This is a genomic window from Pseudomonas sp. AS2.8 (assembly GCF_014190935.1).
Lineage (GTDB): Bacteria > Pseudomonadota > Gammaproteobacteria > Pseudomonadales > Pseudomonadaceae > Chryseomonas.
Genome location: NZ_JACHVV010000002.1, coordinates 522,809 through 546,140, shown reverse-complemented (window position 1 = coordinate 546,140; position 23,332 = coordinate 522,809). Strand labels below are relative to the sequence as shown.

Below are 23,332 nucleotides of genomic sequence, written 5' to 3'. Positions count from 1 at the left end.
GTATAAAATGGGAGTAACCAGTAATGGCTCGTCTGCAACGATCCCTGTCTCTAGGCGCGGTGGTGCTGTTCGGCATCGCCTACATGACGCCGATTATCGTGCTCGGCACCTTCGGCATCCTTGCCGAGATCACCCACGGCGCCGTATCGGCGGCCTACCTGGCCGCTGCGGTGGCAATGTTCTTCACTGCGCTAAGCTATGCGCGCATGGCCAAGCTGTTTCCGGTAGCGGGATCGGCCTACAGCTATGTGCGCCACAGCATCAGCGATCACCTCGGATTCATCGCCGGCTGGGCGGTGTTGCTGGACTACCTCTTCCTGCCGATGGCGATCTGGCTGATTGGCGCGGCCTACCTCCATTCGGCGTTCCCGCAGCTACCCCAGGCGCTTTGGGTGCTGACGTTCATCCTGGTCACCAGCGTGATCAACATCGTGGGCCTGCACCTGGCCAAGGGCATCAACAGCGTACTGATGCTGGTGCAGTTTCTGGTGCTGCTGGCCTTCGTGGCGCTATGCGTGCATTACGTGCTGGGCGATGCCAGCAAGCCGCTGTTGTCGTTGCAGCCGTTCCTGGGGGAAGGCGTAAACCTGTCCCTGGTGATGGCGGGCGCGGCGGTAGCCTGCTACTCCTTCCTAGGCTTTGATGCGGTCAGCACCCTGACTGAGGAAACCCGCGACCCTCAGCGCACCATTCCTCGGGCGATCCTGCTGATCACCCTGATTGGTGGACTGATCTTCGTGGTCACGGCCTATTTCGTTCAGTTGGCCCATCCGTCTACCCAATTTGAAAGCAGCGATGCGGCCGCTTACGAGATCGCCCGCAATATCGGCGGTGATCTGTTTGTGTCGGTCTTCCTGATCGGGTTGATCGTGGGCCAGTTCACCTCGGGCTTGTCGGCGCAGGCCAGCGCCTCGCGCCTAATGTTCGCCATGGGCCGCGATGGCGTGCTGCCCCGTGCGCTACTGGGCACCTTGAGCCCGCGCTTCGGTACGCCGGTAGGCGCTATCCTGGTCTGTGCGGTAGTGGCGCTGCTAGCACTGAGGCTCGATGTCACTACCTCGACCTCATTCATCAACTTCGGCGCCTTTCTAGCGTTCAGCCTGGTGAACCTCTCGGTGATCGTTCACTTCGCGCGTCAGCCCCAAAAGCGTGGCCCCCTACAACTGGTGCTCTATCTGCTGTGTCCGCTTATTGGTCTGTTGGCGACGCTCTGGCTGATGATCAGCCTCGACCGCTTGGCGATCATGCTTGGCTGCAGCTGGCTGATGCTCGGTGGACTCTATCTGGCTTGGCTGACGGGAGGTTTTCGTAGCCGCCCGCCCGCCCTTAGCTTCGAAGCTGAGCAAGGGTAAGTAGCGCGCTTTTCGCTGCGCAGGGTAGGTACCCAACTAAGCCGGCAAAGGCGTGTGAGTACGTCTGCTTCGCCGGGTGGCCACATACCGAACCAATGCCGTATCGGCTGCAGGTGGCCCCTATGCACTCAGCCCAAGCGCTGGCCAATACTTGGCGTCAGGCGCCGGCGAAGCGGTTTAGGGGTGGCACTCAGAGCACGCCTGGTCTGAAACTGGCGTGTGGATCGCAGCCGCCTACCGCGTTCAACGACTGATCCTGTCGCCAAGGCTCTGCGTAGACAGCGCGTTAGCGCTCAGGACACCACTTCGACGCGAACCAGGCCCTGCTGCCTAAACGGGGTCAGGACCTCGGTCGCCGTAGCATCGGTAATCAAGGTCCAGTCTGTCTTGAGCGGCGTCCAGTGTTGCTGGCGATCACGACCCAGCTTGGTCGAGTCGGCAAGCACGAAGACCTCGGCGGCCTGCTGGATCATCAGCTCCTTAAGGTACGCCTGCTCGGTACTGGCCTCGCAGAGGCCACGGCCGGCCACCACGCCGTCGGCGCTAAGGAAGACCTTGTCGGCCGAGAGCCGCTCCAGCATGGTGAAGGCCGCCGGGCCGAAGGTGGACATGCTGCCAGGGCGCAGGTCGCCGCCGAGCAGGGTGACATGGCCTTCAGGGAGGTCACGCAGCAGCGGCACAGCCAGCAGGTTGTTGGTGATGACGTGCAGACCACGTCTTTCGTTGAGCAGCTTCGCTAGGGCGGCGGTGGTGGTGCCGCCGTCCAGCACCAGAGTGTCGTGGTCGTTGATATGGGCGAGGGCGGCGCGGGCAAGCAGGGCCTTTTCCGGACCGGACTGGTTGCTGCGTTGCTCCAGGGACGGCTCGGGCTCACGGGTGCCGATGTGAGTCGCGCCGCCATAGGTCCGCAAGATCTGGCCTTCTTCTGCGAGGGCAGTCAGGTCGCGGCGGACCGTGGCTTCCGACACTCCCAGATGCCGGCAGAGGGTTTCGACGTTGGTGTGACCGGCGAGAACCAGTTCGAGGATGGCCTGGCGACGTTTGGCGACCTTCATGGGGAATCCATCGGGAGAGACTGCGCTACTCTAGCGCAGTCACGCTTCCCCCACATCACAGCGACGTGCCACCGCAGACCGTCAGCGTCTGGCCGGTGAGGGCGCCGGCATCCGGACCGAGCAGGAAGGCGGTCAGGCCCGCAACCTCTTCAGGCTGCACGTAGCGGCCCAGTGGGGGCAGCCGCGGCGGCGTGCCTACGCGACCCGGGTCGCGCAACATGGGTGTCTCGGTCGCCCCGGGCGCCACCAGGTTCACAGTGATTCCACGCGAGGCCAACTCCAGCGCCCAGGAGCGCACCAGACCAACCAGCGCTGCCTTGGTGGCGGCGTACTGGCTGCGTCCAGCTGCGCCTTGCATAGTGCGGCTGCCGATCAGCACGATACGACCGCCTGCGGCGAGGCGCTCGATCAGGCGGTCCACCAGCCGACTGGCCACGGCCACGTGCAGGTGCCACATGGCGGCGCCATCGGCCGGATCCAGGGCGCCCAGCGGCGCAGTGCGCATGAAGCCGGCCGCATGGACGATGGCGTCAAGCGGGCCAATATCAGCCAGCACGGCATCCAGTGCCTGGTCATCGGCCAGGTCGGCGCCGATCCAGGTCAGCGCCGGATGGGACTGTTCCGGCGGGCGGCGGCTGAGGCCGGTCACCCGCCAGCCCTCGGCGAGCAGCCGCTGGGTGATGGCCGCGCCGATGCCGGAGCTGATACCGGTGACCAGGGCATGAGGCTGAGTCGTCATCGCCGTCTCCTCTAACGCAGCGCGGCCAGCGGTAGCCGGACGTGCTTGATGCGCTGGCGGAAGTAGGTGAAGGCCAGGTGCACATCCCCGTCGGCCGCCTGCACCAGGCTCGGATAGGAGTACTCGCGATTGAGCTTCTCCGTGGAGTTGTTGGTCAGGCAATAGCCATCGCCGGCCTCGACATCCAGGCGTCGCCAGGTGTGACCCTCGTCCGTGGATACGGCCAGACTCATGGGGCCGCGCGGCACGCCCCAGACGGCGCTGCGCTCACCGTCCTTCGCCACCGGATCGACTCGACTGTCGCCGTCGTCAATCTCGTCATAGAGCGAGGCGCGGCGTTCGCTGTAGTCGGCGGCGCTGGTGGGGTTGTAGGCCACGACCAATTCGCCGCTGGTGAGACGAACGAACTGGATGGACGAGTTGTTGTTGGGCAGGGCCGTCGGGGTGGGGACGCTCCAGCTGCGACCGCCATCCTGGGAGCGGCTGGCGTGGATGAAGTCTGCCCAGCGACTGCGGAACAGCGCCAGCAGGCTGCCGTCACCCAGCGGCTGGATATTCATATGCACGCAGCCGGTGCTCTCCGGTACCGCATGTTCGGTCCAACTAAGGCCCTGATCGCTCGAAATCAGCACGGCGCTGGTGTCATGGCTACCCACCCATTTCTCGCCGGGGCGGGCGATGCAATGGAATATCGGCAGCAGCCAGTCACCATTGGCGAGCACCACCGGCGGCTGGCGAACAAAGGTCCCGGCGGTGTCAATCAGGGTCTCGATGGCGCCCCAGCTGTGGCCGCCATCCGTGGACAGCCGACGACGGACGATAGCGGTGTCCTGATTGCCAGCCACCTGGGCCGTCCATAGCAGCCACAGCGGACCGTTCGGTGCCTGGAACAGGATGGGGTTCTGCTCGGAGCGAGTGGGGTCGTCCGACAGTTGTACGGGCTCGCCCCAGGTCCCGCTCGCCGGATCGCGGCGGCTCAGCAGCACCGAGATGTCGGCCTTGCCTTCCTGGGTGCCGGCGAACCAGGTGCACAGCAGGGTGCCGTCGGGCTGAGCCAGCAGGTTGGCGGCGTGGTTCTGTGGATAGGGCGTCGGCAGGAAGCTGTCCTGGCGGCCGGCGATGGCGATTTCAGTGGTGGACATGGGGGACCTCGGCAGGAGCGGCTTTGGCGGCGGGCTGGGGGAAGAGACGTTCGATGACCACGACGATGGCGGGCGTCGCCAGGGCAACGTACATGTTGTCGATGCCATAGGGATTGCCAAGCAGATACCAGACGCTGGTGGTGATGGTCGAGGCCAGCAGGCCCAGGGTCGCACCGCGGTTGGTGGCGAACAGCGGCAGGTAGATGGCGATCATGGCGATCACCGCGATGGACAGGCGCAGCGCCCGGGTAAAGAACGACAGGTTGAGGATCTCGGGGACGAAGAACACGAAGAACAGCGGCACGAAGCCGATGATCAGCGAGATCACCCGGGTGGCCTTGAATTCACGCTCGGGCGTGGGCTTGCGCAGCGGCACATAGAAGTCGCGGACCACCAGCGAGGCGATGGCCAGGGCCACGGTGCTGACGCTGACGAAGATGGAGGCGACCAGGGAAATGGTCACCACGCCGGCCAGCACCGGGTGCATCGACTGCAGGAAGACGGGCAGGGCATAGAGGCTGCTCATCTCCGGATGCAGGTACTTGGACGCGACCCCGATGAAGCCCAGCGCCAGGGAGATGGGGATGCACAGCAGCGAGGCATGGAAGGTGGAGCGTTGCGCGGCGCGCGCATCCTTGGTCGAGGAGATCGCCTGGATGATGAACTGGGTGGAGAAGATCGCCCCGACGGTACCGATGATCCAGGCGAAGATCTTGCTGCCGCCAATGGCGCCGTCCCAGGTGAAGTAGTGCTCCGGCATGTTCTGCATGACCGGGGTGAAGCCACCGGTCATGTGCAGGGCCACGCCCAGGACGATCAGCACGCCCACGTACTTGACCGAGGTGTGCAGGATGCTGACGTAGGCCACGCTCTTCAGCCCGCCGAACGCGTAGTACAGGGTACTGACGATGGCGGTAATGAAGGCGGCGGTGGGCAGGTTGATCTTGAGCACCGTGGCGATGGCCGCGGCGCCGCTGACGTAGTTGCCCACGTTCACCAGCAGGAGGGCGTAGATCATGATGATCGACACCATCAGCTTGGTGGACAGGCCGTACTTCTGCGCGATGAAGCCGGAGATGGTGAATTCGCCGGAGGCGTAGAGCTTGCGCGCCATCAGCAGGCCGAACAGCGGAAAGCCGATGGCCGCGGCGATCACCGACCAGGAGGCGGCGAAACCGCTTTCGAAGGCCGCCTGGGCGGTACCCACCGTGGACTTGGCGCCGATGAATTCCGACATCATCAGGATGCCCACCACGAAGGCCGGCATGCTGCGCGCGGCCACCATGAACTCGCCGCTGGTACGGCTGCGCAGGCGGATGCTGAGCCAGGTGGTGAAGAGGATGTAGGCCACCACCATCCCGATGATGATGGCGGTGCTTTGCACGTCGAACGTCTGCATGGAAATCGCTCCGTGTTGTTGTTGTACGAGCTTTTTCACAGGGCGCCGGCAGGCCGCCGACGCCCTGAGCGAGAAACGTCAGTGGCTGGGTTGGCCAGCGCCCAGCAGGTCCGCCTCCGGGTCATCCTCGGTGACGATGGGTTCCACCCGACCGAGCAGGAACAGGTAGTTGAGGATGGCCGCCACGATCAGCCCCGCCGAGAACAGCAGGGCGATGTTGAAGGAGCCGGTGGTGGCGACGATGAAGCCGGTGACGATGGGGCCGACCACGCCGCCCATGTTGGACACCGAGTTCTGCAGGCCGGCCAGCATCGAGGTCATGCCGCGCGGGGCGATATCCCCGGGCATGGCCCAGACCTGGGTGGCGGCCACGGTGGTGCCGGATTTGGCGATGCACAACAGCACGATGGCGATCCAGGCCGATTCGGCGAAGGCCGCCAGGCCGATGCAGGAAGCCATCAGCAGGCCGACGATCAGGAAGGTCTTGCGGATGGTGGTCAGCGAATAGCGGCCACTGCGGTAGATACGATCCGACAGCCAGCCGGCGAAGACTTCCACCACCATGGCGATCAGCAGCGGCAGCGCCGCCATGAAGCCCATGGAGATGAGGTCCATGCCCTTTTCCTTGACCAGGTAGGTGGGCAGCCAGGTGATGAAGAAGTAGGAGTTGTAGTTGATGAAGAAGAAGCCCAGGCACATGGCCCAGACGTTGCGGTAGCGCAGCAGCTCGTACCAGCGCATGGCCGGCTTCTCGCCATTACCTTCGCGGCGCCGCTGGCCTTCGCGGATGTAGCGCAGCTCGGCCTGGTTGATGCGCGGATGGTCTTCCGGGTCGTTGCGGTAGAAGGCGAACCAGGCCAGGGCCCAGAGGATGCCGAGGGCGCCGCTGATGACGAAGGTCAGCTTCCAGCCGAACAGCGCGATCAGGCCGACGATCAGCGGCATGGCCACGGCGCCGCCGAACTTGGAACCGCTGTCGAAGATGCCCGAGACGGTGGCGCGTTCCTTGTCGGGAAACCAGCGCGAGGTGATGCCGGCGTTGCTCGGGTAGGCCGCCGCCTCGCCGATGCCCAGGCCGATGCGCAAGGCGAACAGCGACTTGAAGCCCGTGGCGAGGCCGGTCAGAGCGGTCGCCAGCGACCACCAGAGCACCGCGCCGCCCAGGGTGGCCTTCTGACCGAAGCGGTCGGCCAGCCAGCCCGCGGGCAACTGCAGCAGGGCGTACGACCAGAAGAAGGCCGACATGATCAGCCCCATCTCGGTCGCGTTGAGGGCGAATTCCTTGCTGATGAAGGGCGCGGCGGCGGATAGCACCACCCGGTCGATGTAGTTGATGGCGATCGCTGTCCACATCAGTCCGGCGATGATCCAGCGAATCCTGGTGGCCTTGTTGTTGTTATCCATGATCAGGTTCCGAAAGGGGTAGGGGGGTCAGGGGGCGACGACGACGGACTCCAGGGTGCGGGTGCCGGTAAGGGCGGCGACCACGTTGCGGGCGCAGGTGAGACTGAGGATGTCCAGCGCGCCCGGGGTGTAGCCGGCGATGTGCGGGGACACCACCACGGTGGGCAGCTCGTACAGCGGGTGCTGGCTGGCCGGCTCGTCCTCGAACACGTCCAGGGCTGCACCGCCCAGGTGGCCGCTGTGCAGCGCCTGGTAGAGCGCCTCTTCATCGACGATGCCGCCGCGGGCGGCGTTGATCAGGTGGGCACCCGGCTTCATCAGGCCTAGTCGCCGTGTATCCAGCAGGTGGCGAGTGGCGTCGGACAGGCCGATGTGCAGCGTGACGAAATCGGCTTCGGCGAGGAGTTCGTCGAGGGCGCGGAATTCGATGCGTTCGCGGTCGGCGAAGGCCTGATCGGGATAGGGGTCATGGGCGATGACGCGCATGGCGAAGCCACTGGCGCGCCGCGCGACTTCCTTGCCGATGCTGCCCAGGCCGACGATGCCCAGGGTCTTGCCATGGACATCCGCGCCAAACAACCGTGGCCACTCGCCGGCGCGGGTTTCGCGGTCGGCGCGGGCCACCTGGCGGGCCGAGGCCAGCAGCAGGGCGAAGGTGTAGTCGGCCACCGCATGGCGGTTGGAGTTGGGCACGTTGCACACGGTCACGCTGTTGGCGCGGGCCGCGTTCAGGTCGATGTTGTCGACCCCGACGCCGTGCTTGCACACCAGGCGCAGCTGCGGCAGGGCCGCGAAGGTGGCGGCGTCGAAGACGTTGAAGGCGGTGATGGCCGCCTGGCAATCGGCGGCCGCGGCGATGAAACCCTCGGCATCGATGTCGGCGGGCAGGGTCACCACGTCGATGCCGTGGCGGGCCAGCAGCTCGAGCGGTTCCCGGGAGTACTTGGCGAAGGACGGCGAGGTGCAGACGACTTTCATGGTCAGGCTCCTCAGGCGGCCTGGCTGGCGCGGTGCCGGCTGGCGAGTTCGGTGGCCTGGCGCAGCGCCTCGATCAGGCTGCGCTCGTCGGCGATGCCCTTACCGGCGATGTCGAAGGCGGTGCCGTGGTCCACCGAGGTGCGGATCACCGGCAGGCCGACGGTGACATTGACGCCCGCTTCCAGGCCCATGACCTTGACCGGGCCGTGGCCCTGGTCGTGATACATGGCCACCACGCAGTCGAAATCGCCGCGACCGGCGCGGAAGAACAGGGTGTCCGCAGGCAGCGGGCCTTCCACGCGCCAGCCACGGGCGCGCAGTTCGTCGATGGCCGGCTGGATCTTGGTTTCTTCTTCCCCGTAGCCAAACAGGCCGTTCTCGCCGGCATGCGGGTTGATGCCGCAGACGGCGATCAGGGGATCCTGGATGCCGGCCCGCTGCAGGGTGGCGTGGGCGCGTTCGATGGTGCGCTTGACCAGGCCCGGCTCAATGCGTGCGATGGCGTCGATGATGCCGATATGGGTGGTGACGTGGATGACCTTGAGGATCGGCGTCATCAGCATCATCGACACCTCCTCGGTGCCGGTGAGGTGCGCCAGCAGCTCGGTATGGCCCGGGAAGATATGGCCGCCCGCGTGCAGGGCTTCCTTGTTCAGCGGGGCGGTGCAGATGGCATCGAGTTCACCGGCGGAGGTGAGCTGCACGGTGCGTTCGATGTAGCGATAGGCGGCGTCGCCGGCCAGGGCGGACAGCTTGCCGTAGGGCAGGTCGGCGGGAATCAGCCCGAGGTCGATGCAATCCACCACGCCGGGTTGGAAGCGTGCCTGATCGGGGCGCTCGATGGCGTTGATCTGCAGGCGACCGCCGACGATGCGATTGGCATCCTCCAGGCGACCGGCGTCGCCGATGACCAGCGGCCGGCAACTGTCGTACACCGAGGCGTGGGCCAGGGACTTCATGATGATTTCGGGACCGACGCCGGTGGCGTCACCCATGGTGATGCCGATGACGGGACGTTCAGACATGGTGGGCTTCCTTCTGCAGGCAGGCCGTGGCGGCCTGTGCGGGTAGGCTGGCGCGCAGGTGGCGCCAGGCGTCGAGGAGGGTGTCGGGTTGGCCAAAGCCGCCGGCCTTGGTCACTACCCGCAGGGCGCGACCACGCCAGCGGGTGCTGGCCAGGGCCACGCCCGGTGCGAGGGCGCTGTGCAGGTCCAGCGCGGTGATGCCGGCCTGGGCGAGCAGGGCGCGAGCGGTTTCGCCGCCGGTGGCCATGAGGGCGGCGGCCTCCTGCAGGGCGGGCTGCAGCAGTTCGGCCAGGGCCTGGCTCAGGGCCACGGCCTGACGCGGATCCCGGGCCTGCTGGTCAAGACTCACCAGGACGTCTTCGCCGCGGGCGAGCTGCCGAGCGAGGGCTGCGGCCAGCGCGGTACGCTCGGCGGCGCGCTGCGGCTCCAGCAGCCAGGCAGGGGCCAGCCGCTGCCAGTGCTGGCCGCTCCCCGCCACCAGACACTCGGCCTGGGCCTGGGAGTGTCGTGACATGCTGCCCACCACCGTAAGGATCGGGCCGTCGCTTGGAGGGCGGAGTGCGGTGTGGCCGGTCAGGCCCAGCGCTGCAGGCAGCGCCTCGGCCAGGCCCGCGGAGCCGACCCAGAACAGCTGCTGCGCCAGGGGCGCGGAGGCCCGGGCCAGCGCCTCAAGGTCCGTTTGGCGCTCGGCGTCGCAGACCAGCGCGGGCAGACCACTGTCCAGCGCGCGGCGCAGGGCGGCGGCCAGGGCCACCGGCTGACGCAGGGTGGCGAGGTCGAGCCGGGCACAGCTGATGCCGTGATCGGTCAGTTGAGCGACCAGATCGGCACTGCCGGTCAGGCCCTCGTTGCGCCAGACATCGGTCTGGTCGACCGGTACGCTGTCCAGGTACTGAATGCCACCCTGGGTCGTGCGGCCCAGTGCCGGGTAGGCGGGCGCAACCAGGGCCAGGCCGCGCGGGGCGAGGGCCGCTACCTCGGCGGCGACATTGCCACGCAGGGTGGAGTCGATCTTCTTGTAGAGCGCGGCGCCCGCCAACGCCGGGTGCCCGAGCAGTGCGGCATGGCGCGCGGCGGCCGCACGCGCGTCCAGTCGACGGCTGTCCAGATCCAGTGCCGTCACCGGTGCCTGGGCATCCAGGGCCGCGGCGTCGAGCAGCACCCGGGTCGCCTGGGCCTTGGCAAAGCCCAGGGCGCAGTCGGCGGCGCCGCTGAGGTCGTCGGCCAGGATCAGCAGGCGGGTCATGGCAGCAGCCGCCGATAGAGCGCCTGGATGTCGTCCAGGCTCAGCGGCTTGGGATTGTTGACCATCAGTCGGGTGACCTTGGACGCCGCCACGGCCATCTCTGGCAGGTGTTCCTCGCGGACACCAAAGGCGGCCAGGTCCTGCGGAATCTCCAGGGTGGCGGTCCAGGCGGCGATCTGTTCGATCAACTTGTGTGCGGCGGCTTCGTCGCTGTCTTCCTCGCGGGCCAGGCCGCAGACCAGGGCGGCGCGCTTCAGGCGCGGCGCGCAACTGTCCAGGTTGAAGGCCATGACATGGGGCAGCAGCATGGCATTGGCCACGCCATGGGTGACGTGGAACTTGCCGCCCAGGGGATAGGCCAGGGCATGGACAGCGGCCGTGCCGGCGGCGGTCAGGGCCACGCCGCCATAGGTGGAGCCGAGCAGCATGTCGCTGCGGGCGCGTACCGAATCCGGCTGCTGGTAGGCCTCGACGATGCTACCGGCGATCAGGCGCATGGACTCCAGGGCGAAGGTATCGCTGACCGGGTTGGCCTTGTTGGAGATGAAGGACTCCAGGGAGTGGGTGAAGGCGTCCATCCCGGTAGCCGCAGTGATGGCCTTGGGCAGGCTCAGGGTCAGCAGTGGATCGAGCAGCACCAGAGCGGGCAGCAGGTGGCGGCTGACCACGCCCACTTTCAGCTCTTCGTCGGGCAGGGTGACGATGGCATTGGGCGTCACTTCCGAGCCGGTGCCGGCAGTGGTGGGGACCAGCACGGTGGGCAGCCCGGCGCGGGCCACCTGGTCGATGCCGAGCATGGACCTGAGCGACTGCTCGTTGGTGAGCATGACCGCGAACAGCTTGGCGGCGTCCAGCACCGAGCCGCCGCCGATGGCCAGCAGGGCGTCCGGTTGGCGCGGCGCGACCTGCTCGCGAAAGACCTGCTCGATGTTCTCAAGGGTCGGCTCGATCTCGACGTTGTCGATCACCGCCACGTCGATGTCGCGGGCGGCCAGTTGCGCCTTGACGCGCTCGGTCACGCCCAGGCCATGCATGGCGTTCTGGGTGACCAGCACCACGCGGCGCAGCGGGACGTCGAGAAGGGCGAGCTTGTCGCCGAGCTGATCCAGGGCGCCAGCGCCGTGAACCAGGTGTTTGACGGTCTGGAAATGATAGAGGGACATGGGCGCTCCGGATCAGTCGCGGTAGATGGCCAGCAGGCCTTCGAGCTTGTGCACCGTGGCTTCGTCCAGCGGCGCGACCGGGGCCCGGCAGGGGCCGACCGGAACGTTGAGCAGGTCGGCGGCCTTCTTCAGCACCGACGGCATGGTGCCCAGGGCAAAGGCATCGCGCAGCGGCCGCAGCTTTTCCTGGGCGGCGCGGGCGGTGGTGTGGTCACCGGCCTGGAAGGCGTTCCAGATGGTCATGACCACATGGGGTACCGCGTTGGCCGTGGCCGCCACCGCGCCATCGCCGCCGGCCAGCAGGTTCCAGTAGATGAGGGAGTCGGTACCGGCGAAGACGGCGAAGTCATCGCTGCGGTACTTCAGCATCTGCACCAGGGCGTCGAAGTTGCCGGCGCTGTCCTTGATCCCTTTGATCTGCGGGTGCTGGCTCAAGGCGGCCACGGCGCCGATACCGATCGACATGCCGGTCTTGGCCGGAATGTTGTAGAGCATGAGCGGCAGCGGGGAGGCGTCGCCAATGGCTTCGTAATGCGTGATCAGCTCTTTCTGGCTGACGGCATTGAAGTAGGGCGTGATCACCGACAGGGCATCGACGCCGCGATCCGCCATCTTTTTGTTCAGTTCAATCACTTCATGCGTGGCGAAGGCACCGGTACCGGCCACCACCGGGACCCGGCCGCCCGCGGCGTCCACGGTGAGCTCGGCGATACGCAGCTTTTCGGCTTCGGAGAGCGCGAAGAACTCGCCGTTGGTGCCCAGTACGAACAGGCCGTGGACGCCGGCGCCGATCAGGTTTTCGATCAAACCGCGCAAAGCGTTTTCATCGACCCGTTGCTGGGCGTCAAAAGGGGTAACGAGGGCGGGAACGATGCCGCGGAATTTCATGGTCATGCCTACCTTGTGATTGTTCTGATCACAATAAAGCATGTTTTGATCTAATCGATCAATAGTGGTCCGATGATTTTTCGCGCTCGATGAGCCTGTGCACCTCTAAAGGCAACGGGCCATTCGCGAGGCGACTGTCGACTCAAGCTGCTCGGCAATAGAGACGGATAAACGCAACGGGAGCCTCGGCGTGCCGCCTTCACGCGCCGCAAGGGAAGAATGTTCAAGCCGCGGGTAAGGAGTGGTACTTGCCGGGTCAGGACAGCTATCCCGCTGATCCTTCTGACAAAATTGTCATCCCGCAGTACCCGTTCCTGACCGAACGATCAAGATAATTTGGCGAGGTCATCTTCTGGACCTCGAATCATGTCGCGCTTTCTTTCTTCCCTTACCGTCACGCTGCTGGGCGCTGCCTTGCTCGGCCAGGTGCAGGCGGCGCTGCCGCAGCACCCCGATCTCGACCTTGATGCCGCGCATCGTCTGGCGCAGGCCGCGCCCTGCAGCGCCGCGCTCGCGGTACTCGACCGCAGCGGTCAACTGATCCTCCTGCAACGCGATACCCGCGTCGGACCGCACAACGCCGAGGCGGCGCGGCGCAAGGCCTTTACCGCCCTGTCTACCCGCACCCCGTCGCAGGCGCTGGCCGAGCGTGCCCGGCAAAACCCGGATGCGGCCAATCTCGTCACCCTGCCCGAATTGCTGCTGCTGGGCGGTGGCATCCCGCTCTACGAAGGCGACCAGCTGGTCGGCGCCCTGGGCATCGCCGGTGCCGGCGGTGGCGGGGCGGACGAGCGCTGTGCGCTGGCGGCCGCGGAACACCTCAACCTCACCTCTCATCCTTGAAGGAGATTTTCATGAAAACGTTCGTGCTGTTGTCTGGCCTGGCCCTGTCCGGCTTCGCGGTCGCCGCGCCCAACCCCCTGAGTGTCCATGTGCTCAACCTTGAAGACGGCAAGCCGTCGGCGGGAGTGCACGTGACCCTGGAGCGCCAGGTAGGGCAGGGATGGCAGCCGCTGGCGGAAGAGGTCACCAACGAGCAGGGCCGGGTGCCGGCGCTGTTTCCCAAGGAAAAGACCTTCGAGAAGGGTGAATACCGGGTGGTCTTCAAGACCGGCGATTACTATCGCCAGCAGGGCCGCAGCGCCTTCTTCCCCGAAATCCCCGTGGTGTTCGACGTCACCCAGCCGGAGCAGCACTACCATATCCCGCTGTTGCTCAGCCCCTACGGCTTCAGCACCTATCGCGGTTCCTAGCTCGCCGGCGAGGCGATAGTCCTCGCGCCTGTCCACCGCGCTTGTGCAGGCACAGCGCGGTTGGCAGGGTGCGGATCCTCCGGGCTCAGGAGTCTGCCATGTTGTGTGAGGGCCATCCACGCAGGGCCGCGGCCCTGCGTGGATGGCGCCTGGACGCGCGATGTCGCTGATCGCCGGGGTATCCCTATCTACCCGCTAAAAGCTCACCTGAGGACCAGGCAGTCGTCCTCAGGCCCCATGACCGGCACGATACAGGTGGGCGGCAAGGCGGATCTCCGGATCGTTCCAAGCCCTGGGCTGCCTCGGCTCGTGCTGGCTCATAGATAAGTCTTTTAATTGCTATGGGCACCACATTAGGTACAGGCGCCTTAAGTGAGTCCTAAGCGGCAAAACGTAGCGTTGGTAGCGTCATTCACGAGGGTGCCGGTTACTTTTTTATCGGGGCCGTTGAATATGTATGACTAATAACCTTCGTCATTGCCGTACAGGGAGCTGGTGGTATGCCACTCGAGCAGCTTTCAAACCGCCTGTCCAAGGGCCTTGATGACGCGCGTCCAGGTGGCTCGCCGCTGTGAGCCAGGACTTCGCGCCCCTGCGCAACAGCCAACGTGGCCCGGTACTGCTGCTGGCCTCTGGACCTTCGGCTGCCGAACTCTGCCTGGACGCCTGGCAGGACGTGCCGATCATCACCATGAACGGCGCCATCGCCAAGCTGAGCGGGACCGACATCCGCCCGCTCTTCTACGTCTGCAGCGACCTGAGCTTTGCCGAGCAGCAACCTGATCTCTACGCGCGCGGAATCGAGCAGGCGCAACGGCTGGCCTTGTGGCCCGCGGCGATCGAACGGCTGGCCGGAAGCCGGCAGGCCAAGGCTCATGCGCTGCGACGAGCGCCTAGTACCCGGCTGGAACACTACCTGGGGCTGGAGCGCGACCAGGCCGAACGCACGCTCAGCCTGCTCAGTCGTCGAGCCCGCGACATCGGCTTCAGCCGGGACATGGACTACGGCATCTTCGATGTCCGGACGGTTGCCTTCATCGCCCTGCAACTGGCCTATCACCTGGGTTTCACCGAAATCTATCTGGCCGGCGTCGACCTCAATGCCCGGGCCCCACGCTTCTACGAAGGCAGCACGGACGCGAGATCGCCCTGTGGCCTGGACGAGCATCTGCACAACCGTATCCTGCCCGGGCTCAAGGTCATGCAGGACGTCATGACCGCCGCGGGCCGCCAGGTCTTTAACCTGTCGCGCTGCAGCTGCATTCCTGCGCAGCTCATCCCACGGGCCGATCTGGCCGCCGTCGAGGCGGCCTGGCTGGGCCAGCGGACCCGTCAGGCCGGTTGACGAAGAAGCGTCAGTATTCCTGCCGCGTCGGGCGGAAGAGGATTTCGTTGATATCCACGTCGTCCGGCTGACTCAGGGCGTAGATGACTGCCCGGGCAAAGGCGTCGGCCGAGATGGCCAGCTCGTAGAGCTTGCGGACATTTTCCGCGATATCCGCTTCAGTGATGGTGTTGGGCAACTCCGTGGCCACCGCCCCGGGCGAGAGGATGGTGGTGCGCAGGCCATAGGGCTTGACCTCCTGGCGCAGGCCTTCGGAGATGATCCGCACGGCGTGCTTGGTGGCCGAATAGACGGTGCTGCCGGCGCGGACCTTGTGGCCGGCAACCGAGGCGACATTGATGATGTGGCCGCTCTTCTGCGTTTGCATGGTCGGCAGTACCGCGGCGATGCCGTAGAGCACGCCCTTGATGTTGACGTCGATCATCTGGTCCCAGTCTTCCAGGCGCCGCCGATCCAGTGGCGAATGCGGCATCAGCCCGGCGTTGTTGAGCATGACGTCCACGCGACCATGGCGGTCCAGTGCCAGATCGACCAGGGCCTGGACCTGCTCGGCCCGGGTCACGTCGGTGGCCTTGACCTCGACCTGGGCGCCCGTGGCCCGCAGCTCGGTTGCCAGCGCCTCCAGGCGTTCAAGCCGGCGAGCGCCCAGTACCAGATGCGCGCCGTGCTGGGCCAGCATGCGGGCGGTGGCCTCACCCAGGCCGCTGCTGGCCCCCGTAATGACTACGACCTTGTCTTGGATGTTGTCGCTCATGGAAAGCTGCTCCTGAAGGCTGTTGAGAGTCATCAGACTTCCTACCCGCCGCAAGGTGCATGGGCTGATACGGCTGGGCTCCCACTGGGCCTCGCTTGTGCAGGTCTACGGCAGGCCTTAAGGCGCCACGGCATTCCGTCGAAAATTCCACACCGGCCAGTCCGCGCCGTGGCCAGCGGCAACGGATGCTTTCAGGATGCGCAGGAAGCCAACGTGGGGCGCCGGTTCAGCGCCAGCCCAGGGTAAGACCCCAGACCACGGCGTAGCGCGTGGCCTTGGCCAGGGTCACCACCACTAGAAAGCGCCATAGGGGTTCGCGCATCACCCCGGCCACCAGGGTAAGGGGATCGCCGATCACGGGCGTCCAGCTGAGCAGCAGCGACCACCAGCCCCAGCGCTGATAGGCTGCCTGGATACGCGCAAGGCGCTCCGCCGACACTGGAAACCAGCGGCGTTGGCGAAAGCGTTCGAGATGGGTACCCAGCCACCAGTTCAGCGTCGAGCCGGCGACATTGCCCAGCGTCGCGGCCAGCAGCAGGAGTGGCGTGGCATAGCGCTCGGTGAGCAGCAGCCCGGCGAGGGCCGCTTCCGATTGCAGGGGCAACAGGGTGGCCGCGCCAAAGGCGAGAACGGCCAGGCCCAGGTAGACGCTCAGGGCTTCCAGGATAGAGCTCCAGCAGGGCAAGCCATGACGAGGCTGTCTCGGGTCGAGGGGAAGCCGCGGAGCATAGCGCGAGGGACCGGACTATGCCTCCTCGCGATCCTGAGACCCGGTGCTCACTCCAGCCGCGCAAGCCAGTCTACGACCGAATCCCCGCTACTGATGTCGGGCTGCACCAGGCCATCGATCATGAAGGTCGGCGAGACGTGGATGCCGTTCTGCCGGGCGTACTTGCAGTGCCACTTGATGGCGTGCTGCAGGTCCGGATTGGCGAAGGCATCGGCCAGGGCCAGGCCGCTGTAGCCTTCCAGGCGCGCAATGATGTCATTGGGCGTGGCGTCGCGATTGGGTCCGGTGGCGTGATCCTTGAACTCGAATTCCTCGCGATGGGCCGCCACCGCGGCCAGCACCGCCTTGGCGCTCTCCTTGCCGCCGTCGAGGGTAGCCGCGGCCAGCACGCAGCGCACCACCACACCGGAGAACAGGTGCCAGGGCTGGGATTGCAGGCGGATCTTCAGGGTAATGCGGTCCGGACCGGCCTGGGCCAGCAGGTCGTCGAGCTTGTTGAAGGCCTTGACCGAAAAGGGGCAGGTGGGCTCGAGAAAGACTTCGAAGGTACGGGGGCCATGGCCCCAGGCGAGGGTGTCGGCGTACAAGGTGGGACTCCAATGGCGAGATGATGGGGTTGAGACCGCACGCCGTCCCGGGCGTTTTCCCGCACCCGGGACGAAGCGGGATGCCTCAGGGAATCAGCCGCCGCCGACGCATGTCCTCCAGGTGCGCGAGCAGGACCTCGTCCGATCTCAGCATCATCTGCCCGAAGCCGGCCTGCCGTGCCTTGGTCACATCGAAGATGGCGTCCTTCTCGACATGGAAGATGAAATCGCCGAAGGCCCCGGGCGCGATCCGCTCGGGATCGGCCTCGGCCAGTCCTTCGCGTTGCGCCAGCGTCTGCCAGACCGGCTTCAGCGCGGTCAGGCGCTGGGCCAGGGAGATGGGTTGCGGCTCGCCGACGTCCAGCCCGAACCAGTCGGCCAACTGCGGCCAGACGTGACTCCAGCGAAAGACATCGCCGTTGGTGAGATTGAAGGCGCCATCGCGCTCCTCTTCGGCGGCCCAGACCGCGGCTTCACCCAGCAGCGGCGCGGCGGTGACGTTGACCAGGGCGCCGCGATAGGCCTGCTCCGTTCCGGGGAATTGCATGGCGGTGCCGGTCGCCTTGCACAGGGCGCCGTAGAGGCCGATCAGGTTGCCGAGGTTCATGGCCGAGCCCAGCGAATGGCCGATGACGATGTCGGGGCGCAGGGCGGTCCAGCGAATGCCATCGGCTTCGAGGCTGCGCACGAAGTCCTCATGGCGGAAATAGAGGTTGGGCGGGAAGTGGCGGCTGTCGTCTTCCCGCGCTGGGGTCTTGTAGACGCCGAGATGGGCGCCATAGATCTTGCCACCCTGGACGAAGGTGATGCGGGCCAGGGGAGCGCCGGCATCCCGTACCGAGGCGACCAGATTCTCCAGCATGGCGCCGTTTTCGTCCGCCTCGACGCCCGGGTCGGGGTTGGGCTTGAGGGCGCTGTAGAAGAGATGGGTCACGCCGGCGAGATCGGCCTTGGCCGCGGCCAGGCTGTCCCGGTCCAGCAGGTCGGCGGTCAGGTGCGGAAAGCGACTGGGTGCCTGTTGCGAGCGGCCGATGGTGGTGATGGACCAGCCGGCCTGGGCAAAGGCTTCCAGCACGGCCTGGCCAATGATGCCGCTGGCACCGGCGATGAGCAGCTGACGTTCGGTCATGGGGTCTCCCGATCGGATCTGATGAGGGGCAATGAAGGGGAGACCCAGGCAGAGTGCGATTTGTCCCCGTGTCGGGCTGGACGGTAGCCAGACGAACGCCTGTGTTCTGCGGGCACCAGCAGGGCTACTGTGGCAACACTGCCTGCCGCTGCCGTGGAGGATCGACCCTTGAACCATCCATCCCGTACGCCTGACGCCTTCCCGTCTTTGCTAGGCGAACTCGTCACCGCCCTGGATCTGCCTACCGCTCAGGCGGCCACCCTGCAGGTCCAGGGCAACGACAGCCTGGCCGCGTGCTTTCCGGTCAGCGACCTCGCCACGGCGGCGATCGGGGTCACCGGCCTGGCCGCCGCCGATCTGCTGGCCGAAGGGGCACCCGGATTGCCGGTGCAGGTGGACCGGCACCTGGCCGCAGCCTGGTTCAAGACATCCCTGCGTCCCCTGGGCTGGGAATTGCCCGCCGTCTGGGATGCGGTTACCGGCGACTACCGTACCCGCGACGGCTGGCTGCGGTTGCACGCCAATGCGCCCCATCACCGGGAGCGCGCCCTCGCCGTGCTCGGCTGTGCCAACAGCCATGACGCCGTGGCACAGGCCATGGCGGGCGGCCTGGGCGAAGACCTGGAGACGGCCATCGTCGCGGCGGGCGGCTGCGCGGCGAAGCTGCGCACCCAGGCGGAGTGGCAGGCGCATCCCCAGGGGCAGGCCGTTGGCGCCGAACCCCTGATGGCCCAGGAATGGACAGCCGCGAATATCGCCAGCCGTTGGCGGCCCGATCCACAACGTCCGTTGCAGGGCATCCGCGTCCTCGACCTGACCCGCATTCTCGCCGGGCCGATCGCCACCCGCCTGCTGGCCGGGCTGGGCGCCGAGGTGCTGCGGATCGATCCGCCCGACTGGGACGAACCGGCCCAGGCACCCGAGGTGACCCTGGGCAAGCGCTGCGCGCGACTGGACCTGCGCCGGCCGGCCGACCGTCGGGTGTTCGAAGCCTTGCTGGCGGACGCGGATGTCCTGGTGCATGGCTATCGCGCCGACGCTCTAGAGCGGCTCGGCTATGGCAGCGCCGCGCGCCGGGCGTTGAATCCGGCGCTGATCGACGTATCCCTGTGCGCCTACGGCTGGACCGGGCCCTGGGCCCTGCGGCGCGGCTACGACAGCCTGGTGCAGATGTCCTGCGGTATCGCCGCGGCCGGGCGCGACTGGCAGGGCGGTGAGCAACCGGTGCCCTTGCCGGTCCAGGCGCTCGACCACGCCACCGGCTACCTGATGGCGGCCGCGGTCATCCGCGGCCTCACCGGTCGCCTGCGCGAGGGCCGTACGCTGAGTGCGCGCCTGTCGCTGGCGCGCACCGCCTGCCTGCTGACCGAGCATCCCGCCGTGGCCTGCGAGCCGCTTTATTCCGGCGTGCGGGAGGCCGACTACGACACCGCACCCGAGCCCACCGCCTGGGGTCCAGGGCTACGGTTGCGCCCGCCGCTGCAGATCGGTGACCTGCGCCTGCACTGGCAGCGGCCGGCGACGCGGCTGGGGTCGGCGAGTGCGGCCTGGTCGACGGCAGGCTGAGCGGGTCAGGCCTCCAGGCAATAGCCCACGCCATAGATGGAGCGGATCAGCTCGCAGTCCGGATCGAGGCGGTGCAGCTTGCGGCGGACGTTGCGCACATGGCTGTCGACGGTGCGGTCGGTGATGATGCGGTAGTCGGTGTGCAGGTGGTTGAGCAACTGGTCGCGCGAGAGCACCTTGCCGGGGTGCCGGGCCAGGGTGGCCAGCAGGCGGAATTCCACCGGGGTCAGCTCCAGGGGCTGGCCGTTGAAGCTGGCCTGGTAGGTCTCGGCGTCCAGCTGCAGGCCGCTGGGCGCGGGCACGCCGCCCGGCACGCGGCTGCGGCGCAGCACGGCCTTGACCCGGGCCACCACCTCACGCGGGCTGAAGGGTTTGCAGATGTAGTCGTCGGCGCCCAGCTCCAGGCCGAGCAGGCGGTCGATCTCGTCGACCCGGGCGGTGACCATGATGATCGGCAGGGCGCTGAAGGTACGTACCGCGCGGCAGACCTCCAGGCCGTCGAGGCCGGGCAGCATGAGGTCGAGCAGCAGCAGGTCGGGCGGTGTGGCGCGGAGGGCGGCCAGGGCCCGTTCGCCGTCGGCGTGCCAGTCGCAGCTGAAGCCGGCGGCCTTGAGGTAGTCGCCCAGCAGGGCGGCGAGCTTGGGTTCGTCTTCCACCAGCAGGATGGTCTGGCTCATGCCGGGCTCCGGTCAGCGAGGGCGGGCAACCGCAATTCGAGCCAGAGGCCGCCAAGCGCCGAGGCCCGGGCCTGCAGCTGTCCGCCATGGACCTCGGCGATGCCGCGGCAGATCGCCAGGCCCAGGCCCGCACCGCCACTGCGGCGACTGCGCGAGCCTTCGACGCGGTAGAAGCGTTCGAACAGCCGCTCGCGGTCGGCCGCGGGAACGCCGGGCGCGGAGTCCTGCAGATCGACCTGCAGCCGGTTGCCGACCTGGCGCGCGGCGAGGTGCACCTGGCCGGGGGCTTCGGTGTACCTCAGGCTGTTCTCCAGCAGGTTGTAGAACAGCTGGCCCAGGCGCGCTTCGTCGCCGCGGGTCAGCAGCGGGGTGTCCGGCAGCTCCAGCCGCAGCTCCAGGCCGGCCTGGCGATAGCGCGGGCGCCAGGCATCGGCGGTCAGCGCCAGCAGGGTCGCCAGGTCCAGCGCTTCGTGGCGGTAGGTGGGGCCACCCACCTCGGCCAGCGACAATTCGAAGAGATCGTCCACCAGCTTGTTCAGCGAGCCGACCTCGGTCTGCAGCGACTTCAGCCCACCGACATCCAGCGGGCGGATCCCGTCTTCCATGGCTTCCAGTTCACCCCTGAGCACCGCCAGGGGCGTCCGCAACTCGTGGGAGATGTCGGCCATGAAGGCGCGGCGCTGCAACTCGTTGCTGGCCAGGACGCGGGCCAGGCGGTTGAAGTCCTGGGCCAGCTGACCGGCCTCGTCGGCGGAGCGGATGGGTAGCTGGATGCCGTAGTCGCCGGCCGCCAGACGATGGGTGGCAGCGGCCACGGTCCGGATCGGACGCAGCAGAGTGCGGGCGATCCACCAGGCCAGGGCGGCGGCCAGCAGCAGGCAGACGAAGGCGATCACCAGGCTGGAGCGGATCTGGCTCTGCTGGAAGCGGCGGTCGCCGTCGCTGATGACCGCCTCGAAGGGCGTCAGAGCCAGCCAGCCGACGACCTGGCCCTGCCAGCGGATGGCCCGCAACAGCGGGACGGGCGGCAGGTCGCGAAAGCCGATCAGGTAGCGATGCTCGGCATCCAGCAGCGAGAAGCGCAGAAAGGCGCCGGTGAGATCCGAGACCGGCGGGGAGGGCCGGACGCTGGTATTCGCGGGGAATTCCGGTCGCAGCAGCTGGATCCAGGCCTCGGGCGGGTGCTGGTTGAGCAGGAAATTCCAGTTGCCGTGCTCGGCGTAGGCGTGCTCGAAGCGTGGCACCAGGGCATCCAGGCGCTGTTCGGCCTGGCCATTGAGATAGCCGAGAAAATCCCGCGAGAAACTCAGGTAAGAAGCCCAGGCCATGCCCAGCACGGCGAAGGCGCAGAGCGCCAGGGCGGCGAGGAAGACCTTGGCGGAAAGGGACAGACGCAGCAGGCCCATGCGGATCTCGACGGCGGAAGGTAGGGGCACGCTAGCAGCTCCGCAGATGACTGTCAGGGGGCGTCGGCCAGGCGCGCGGCCTGCCAGTCGCCACCCAGCGCCATCTGCAGCTGCACGCTGGTCACCAGCTGGCTGGATTCCAGCTGCAGCAGGCTCTGCTCCTGGCTCAGCTGGGTCGCCTGGGTGGTGGCCACGTCCAGGTAGTCGATGATGCCGGCCTCGTACTGGTCGCGGGTCACGCTGGCCGAATCGCGGGCGGCAGCCACGGCGCGGCGCTGGGCGGCGAGTTCGGGGCCGAGCACGTGCAGCGCCACCAGGTCGTCTTCCACCTCGCCCAGGGCGGTGAGCACCGTCTGGCGGTAGCTGGCCACCTTGGCGTCGTAGGCCGCGCGGGCCTGGTCGACGCTCGCGCGGGTGGCACCGAAGTCGAACAGGGTGCCGGAGAGGGTCGGTCCCAGCGACCAGAAGCGGCTCGGCGTCTTGAACAGCTCGCCGAGCAGGCTGCTCTGGTAGCCGCCGCTGGCGCTCAGGGTCAGGTCCGGGTAATAGGCGGCAGTGGCCACGCCAATGGCGGCATTGGCGGCGGCCATCTGGCGCTCGGCCTGGGCGATGTCCGGGCGGCGCTCCAGCAGCTCGGTGGGCAGGCCCGTGGGAATCTCCGGCAGCCGCGCCTGCCACTGGGGATCGGCGGCCAGGGCGAAGTCCGCTGGCGGCTTGCCCAGCAGCAGGGCGATGGCGTGTTCCAGCTGGGCGCGCTGGGTGGTCAGGGCCAGCCGATTGGCGTCGGCGCTTTCCAGCTGGGTCCGCGCCTGGGCCAGATCGGCACGGGAGGCGAGCTGTTCGTCGTACTTGTTCTGGATCACCGCGAGATAGCGCCGGTAATCGGCCAGGGTCTGCTCATAGAGCGCCAGGCGCCGATCCAGTACGCGCAGCTGGAAGTAGTCCTGGGCCAGCTCCGCCTGGGCGCTGAGGGTGGCGTTGGCAAGCTCCGCGGCGCTGGCCTGGGCACTGGCGCGGTCTTCTTCCAGGGTGCGGCGCAGCCTGCCCCAGAGGTCCAGATCCCAGCTCAGGCCGAGGCTCAGGCTGTCGGCGTTCCTGACCGTGGCGCCGCTGGCACCGGTACTGCCACTGTCGCTGCTGCTGGCGTTTTCGCTGCGGGTGGTCTTGGCGTCCAGGGTGGCGCTGGGCAGGGTCTCGGCGAGGCTTTCGCGGACCAGGGCGCGAGCCTGGCGATAGAGCGCCTGATACTGGGCGATATTCTGGTTGGAGACCGCCACCTGGCTCAACAGGGCATCGAGCTGGGGATCGTCGTAGCGTTGCCACCAGGCGCCCTTGGCCTGGTCGTCGCGCGGATGGGCGGCTTTCCAGCCGGCCGCTTCCTTGAACTGGGTCGACAGCGGGGCGCTGGGCCTTTGGTAGTCGGGCCCGACGGTGCAGCCGGTGAGCAGGGTCAGCAGGAGCAGCGGGGGCAGGAGGCGCGTGAGCGGCATGGTC

General features: G+C 67.1%; 22 protein-coding genes. 5 read left to right on the top strand and 17 right to left on the bottom strand.

The features are described from left to right. Positions 1–23: 23 nt before the first annotated feature. Positions 24–1,352 carry an APC family permease gene (locus FHR73_RS09540; RefSeq protein ID WP_183630697.1) on the top strand — a complete coding sequence of 443 codons (1,329 nt, stop codon included), beginning with the start codon at positions 24–26 and terminating at the stop codon, positions 1,350–1,352. 293 nt (positions 1,353–1,645) lie between these two features. Here FHR73_RS09540 and FHR73_RS09535 read toward each other — a convergent pair whose 3' ends face one another. From FHR73_RS09535 to dapA, 10 genes are all read right to left on the bottom strand, one after another. After that, complete coding sequence (locus FHR73_RS09535; RefSeq protein ID WP_042135751.1) at positions 1,646–2,407, bottom strand: DeoR/GlpR family DNA-binding transcription regulator; 762 nt, start codon at positions 2,405–2,407, stop codon at positions 1,646–1,648. Between the two features lie 55 nt (positions 2,408–2,462). After that, positions 2,463–3,146: an SDR family NAD(P)-dependent oxidoreductase gene (locus tag FHR73_RS09530; protein ID WP_183630695.1), complete on the bottom strand. Its 684-nt coding sequence runs from the start codon at positions 3,144–3,146 to the stop codon at positions 2,463–2,465. A gap of 11 nt (positions 3,147–3,157) precedes the next feature. Further along, positions 3,158–4,288 carry an exo-alpha-sialidase gene (locus tag FHR73_RS09525; protein ID WP_183630693.1) on the bottom strand — a complete coding sequence of 377 codons (1,131 nt, stop codon included), beginning with the start codon at positions 4,286–4,288 and terminating at the stop codon, positions 3,158–3,160. Next, the gene (locus FHR73_RS09520) at positions 4,275–5,687 is read right to left on the bottom strand and encodes a sodium:solute symporter family protein (RefSeq protein ID WP_183630691.1); all 1,413 of its coding nucleotides are present in this window, start codon (positions 5,685–5,687) and stop codon (positions 4,275–4,277) included. The genes FHR73_RS09525 and FHR73_RS09520 overlap by 14 nt, the downstream gene beginning before the upstream one ends. A 78-nt stretch (positions 5,688–5,765) precedes the next feature. Beyond that, positions 5,766–7,091: an MFS transporter gene (locus FHR73_RS09515; RefSeq protein ID WP_042135746.1), complete on the bottom strand. Its 1,326-nt coding sequence runs from the start codon at positions 7,089–7,091 to the stop codon at positions 5,766–5,768. Positions 7,092–7,118: 27 nt separating this feature from the next. Next, on the bottom strand, positions 7,119–8,069 hold the full coding sequence (locus FHR73_RS09510) for a phosphoglycerate dehydrogenase (protein WP_183630689.1): 951 nt from the start codon (positions 8,067–8,069) through the stop codon (positions 7,119–7,121). Between the two features lie 11 nt (positions 8,070–8,080). Next, positions 8,081–9,094 carry a 4-hydroxythreonine-4-phosphate dehydrogenase PdxA gene (gene pdxA, locus FHR73_RS09505; protein ID WP_074584374.1) on the bottom strand — a complete coding sequence of 338 codons (1,014 nt, stop codon included), beginning with the start codon at positions 9,092–9,094 and terminating at the stop codon, positions 8,081–8,083. Continuing rightward, positions 9,087–10,340, bottom strand: a complete 1,254-nt coding sequence (locus FHR73_RS09500; protein WP_183630687.1) for a four-carbon acid sugar kinase family protein — start codon at positions 10,338–10,340, stop codon at positions 9,087–9,089. The genes pdxA and FHR73_RS09500 overlap by 8 nt, the downstream gene beginning before the upstream one ends. Next, the gene (locus tag FHR73_RS09495) at positions 10,337–11,503 is read right to left on the bottom strand and encodes an iron-containing alcohol dehydrogenase (protein WP_183630685.1); all 1,167 of its coding nucleotides are present in this window, start codon (positions 11,501–11,503) and stop codon (positions 10,337–10,339) included. The genes FHR73_RS09500 and FHR73_RS09495 overlap by 4 nt, the downstream gene beginning before the upstream one ends. Positions 11,504–11,515: 12 nt before the next feature. After that, positions 11,516–12,391 (bottom strand): 4-hydroxy-tetrahydrodipicolinate synthase, encoded by an 876-nt coding sequence (dapA, locus tag FHR73_RS09490; RefSeq protein ID WP_183631544.1) that lies wholly within the window; start codon positions 12,389–12,391, stop codon positions 11,516–11,518. A gap of 366 nt (positions 12,392–12,757) precedes the next feature. On the opposite strand from dapA, the gene FHR73_RS09485 reads away from it, so the two are divergent. The 3 genes from FHR73_RS09485 to FHR73_RS09475 all read left to right on the top strand — a co-directional run bounded on the left by FHR73_RS09485 (position 12,758) and on the right by FHR73_RS09475 (position 14,989). Then, on the top strand, positions 12,758–13,234 hold the full coding sequence (locus tag FHR73_RS09485) for a heme-binding protein (RefSeq protein ID WP_133859586.1): 477 nt from the start codon (positions 12,758–12,760) through the stop codon (positions 13,232–13,234). 11 nt (positions 13,235–13,245) lie between these two features. Beyond that, the gene (uraH, locus tag FHR73_RS09480) at positions 13,246–13,644 is read left to right on the top strand and encodes a hydroxyisourate hydrolase (RefSeq protein ID WP_027602718.1); all 399 of its coding nucleotides are present in this window, start codon (positions 13,246–13,248) and stop codon (positions 13,642–13,644) included. A 571-nt stretch (positions 13,645–14,215) separates the two neighbouring features. Next, positions 14,216–14,989, top strand: a complete 774-nt coding sequence (locus FHR73_RS09475) for a lipopolysaccharide biosynthesis protein (RefSeq protein WP_183630683.1) — start codon at positions 14,216–14,218, stop codon at positions 14,987–14,989. Between the two features lie 10 nt (positions 14,990–14,999). Here the strand turns inward: FHR73_RS09475 and FHR73_RS09470 are convergent, their stop codons facing one another. The 4 genes from FHR73_RS09470 to FHR73_RS09455 all read right to left on the bottom strand — a co-directional run bounded on the left by FHR73_RS09470 (position 15,000) and on the right by FHR73_RS09455 (position 18,189). Then, positions 15,000–15,743: an SDR family oxidoreductase gene (locus FHR73_RS09470; protein ID WP_183630681.1), complete on the bottom strand. Its 744-nt coding sequence runs from the start codon at positions 15,741–15,743 to the stop codon at positions 15,000–15,002. Between the two features lie 226 nt (positions 15,744–15,969). Next, positions 15,970–16,407 (bottom strand): YqaA family protein, encoded by a 438-nt coding sequence (locus FHR73_RS09465; RefSeq protein WP_183631542.1) that lies wholly within the window; start codon positions 16,405–16,407, stop codon positions 15,970–15,972. 113 nt (positions 16,408–16,520) lie between these two features. Next, a complete protein-coding gene (locus FHR73_RS09460; protein WP_183630679.1) occupies positions 16,521–17,060 on the bottom strand; it encodes a thioredoxin domain-containing protein in 540 nt (179 codons plus the stop codon). 85 nt (positions 17,061–17,145) lie between these two features. Further along, positions 17,146–18,189 carry an SDR family oxidoreductase gene (locus FHR73_RS09455; protein WP_183630677.1) on the bottom strand — a complete coding sequence of 348 codons (1,044 nt, stop codon included), beginning with the start codon at positions 18,187–18,189 and terminating at the stop codon, positions 17,146–17,148. A 168-nt stretch (positions 18,190–18,357) separates the two neighbouring features. Here FHR73_RS09455 and FHR73_RS09450 point away from each other — a divergent pair, with 168 nt between their 5' ends. After that, positions 18,358–19,755 carry a CoA transferase gene (locus tag FHR73_RS09450; RefSeq protein WP_183630675.1) on the top strand — a complete coding sequence of 466 codons (1,398 nt, stop codon included), beginning with the start codon at positions 18,358–18,360 and terminating at the stop codon, positions 19,753–19,755. Between the two features lie 5 nt (positions 19,756–19,760). Here FHR73_RS09450 and FHR73_RS09445 read toward each other — a convergent pair whose 3' ends face one another. From FHR73_RS09445 to FHR73_RS09435, 3 genes are all read right to left on the bottom strand, one after another. After that, a complete protein-coding gene (locus FHR73_RS09445) occupies positions 19,761–20,432 on the bottom strand; it encodes a response regulator (RefSeq protein ID WP_183630673.1) in 672 nt (223 codons plus the stop codon). After that, positions 20,429–21,829: an ATP-binding protein gene (locus FHR73_RS09440; RefSeq protein WP_183631540.1), complete on the bottom strand. Its 1,401-nt coding sequence runs from the start codon at positions 21,827–21,829 to the stop codon at positions 20,429–20,431. Before FHR73_RS09440 ends, FHR73_RS09445 begins: the two co-directional genes overlap by 4 nt. A 62-nt stretch (positions 21,830–21,891) precedes the next feature. Continuing rightward, complete coding sequence (locus tag FHR73_RS09435) at positions 21,892–23,328, bottom strand: efflux transporter outer membrane subunit (protein WP_183630671.1); 1,437 nt, start codon at positions 23,326–23,328, stop codon at positions 21,892–21,894. Between the last annotated feature and the right edge of the window lie 4 nt (positions 23,329–23,332).

Bases quoted from the DNA above. Each gene is read 5' to 3' on its own strand.
- FHR73_RS09540 (WP_183630697.1), top strand. From the start codon at position 24: ATGGCTCGTCTGCAACGATCCCTGTCTCTAGGCGCGGTGGTGCTGTTC.
- FHR73_RS09535 (WP_042135751.1), bottom strand. From the start codon at position 2,407: ATGAAGGTCGCCAAACGTCGCCAGGCCATCCTCGAACTGGTTCTCGCC.
- FHR73_RS09530 (WP_183630695.1), bottom strand. From the start codon at position 3,146: ATGACGACTCAGCCTCATGCCCTGGTCACCGGTATCAGCTCCGGCATC.
- FHR73_RS09525 (WP_183630693.1), bottom strand. From the start codon at position 4,288: ATGTCCACCACTGAAATCGCCATCGCCGGCCGCCAGGACAGCTTCCTG.
- FHR73_RS09520 (WP_183630691.1), bottom strand. From the start codon at position 5,687: ATGCAGACGTTCGACGTGCAAAGCACCGCCATCATCATCGGGATGGTG.
- FHR73_RS09515 (WP_042135746.1), bottom strand. From the start codon at position 7,091: ATGGATAACAACAACAAGGCCACCAGGATTCGCTGGATCATCGCCGGA.
- FHR73_RS09510 (WP_183630689.1), bottom strand. From the start codon at position 8,069: ATGAAAGTCGTCTGCACCTCGCCGTCCTTCGCCAAGTACTCCCGGGAA.
- pdxA (WP_074584374.1), bottom strand. From the start codon at position 9,094: ATGTCTGAACGTCCCGTCATCGGCATCACCATGGGTGACGCCACCGGC.
- FHR73_RS09500 (WP_183630687.1), bottom strand. From the start codon at position 10,340: ATGACCCGCCTGCTGATCCTGGCCGACGACCTCAGCGGCGCCGCCGAC.
- FHR73_RS09495 (WP_183630685.1), bottom strand. From the start codon at position 11,503: ATGTCCCTCTATCATTTCCAGACCGTCAAACACCTGGTTCACGGCGCT.
- dapA (WP_183631544.1), bottom strand. From the start codon at position 12,391: ATGAAATTCCGCGGCATCGTTCCCGCCCTCGTTACCCCTTTTGACGCC.
- FHR73_RS09485 (WP_133859586.1), top strand. From the start codon at position 12,758: ATGTCGCGCTTTCTTTCTTCCCTTACCGTCACGCTGCTGGGCGCTGCC.
- uraH (WP_027602718.1), top strand. From the start codon at position 13,246: ATGAAAACGTTCGTGCTGTTGTCTGGCCTGGCCCTGTCCGGCTTCGCG.
- FHR73_RS09470 (WP_183630681.1), bottom strand. From the start codon at position 15,743: ATGAGCGACAACATCCAAGACAAGGTCGTAGTCATTACGGGGGCCAGC.
- FHR73_RS09455 (WP_183630677.1), bottom strand. From the start codon at position 18,189: ATGACCGAACGTCAGCTGCTCATCGCCGGTGCCAGCGGCATCATTGGC.
- FHR73_RS09445 (WP_183630673.1), bottom strand. From the start codon at position 20,432: ATGAGCCAGACCATCCTGCTGGTGGAAGACGAACCCAAGCTCGCCGCC.
- FHR73_RS09435 (WP_183630671.1), bottom strand. From the start codon at position 23,328: ATGCCGCTCACGCGCCTCCTGCCCCCGCTGCTCCTGCTGACCCTGCTC.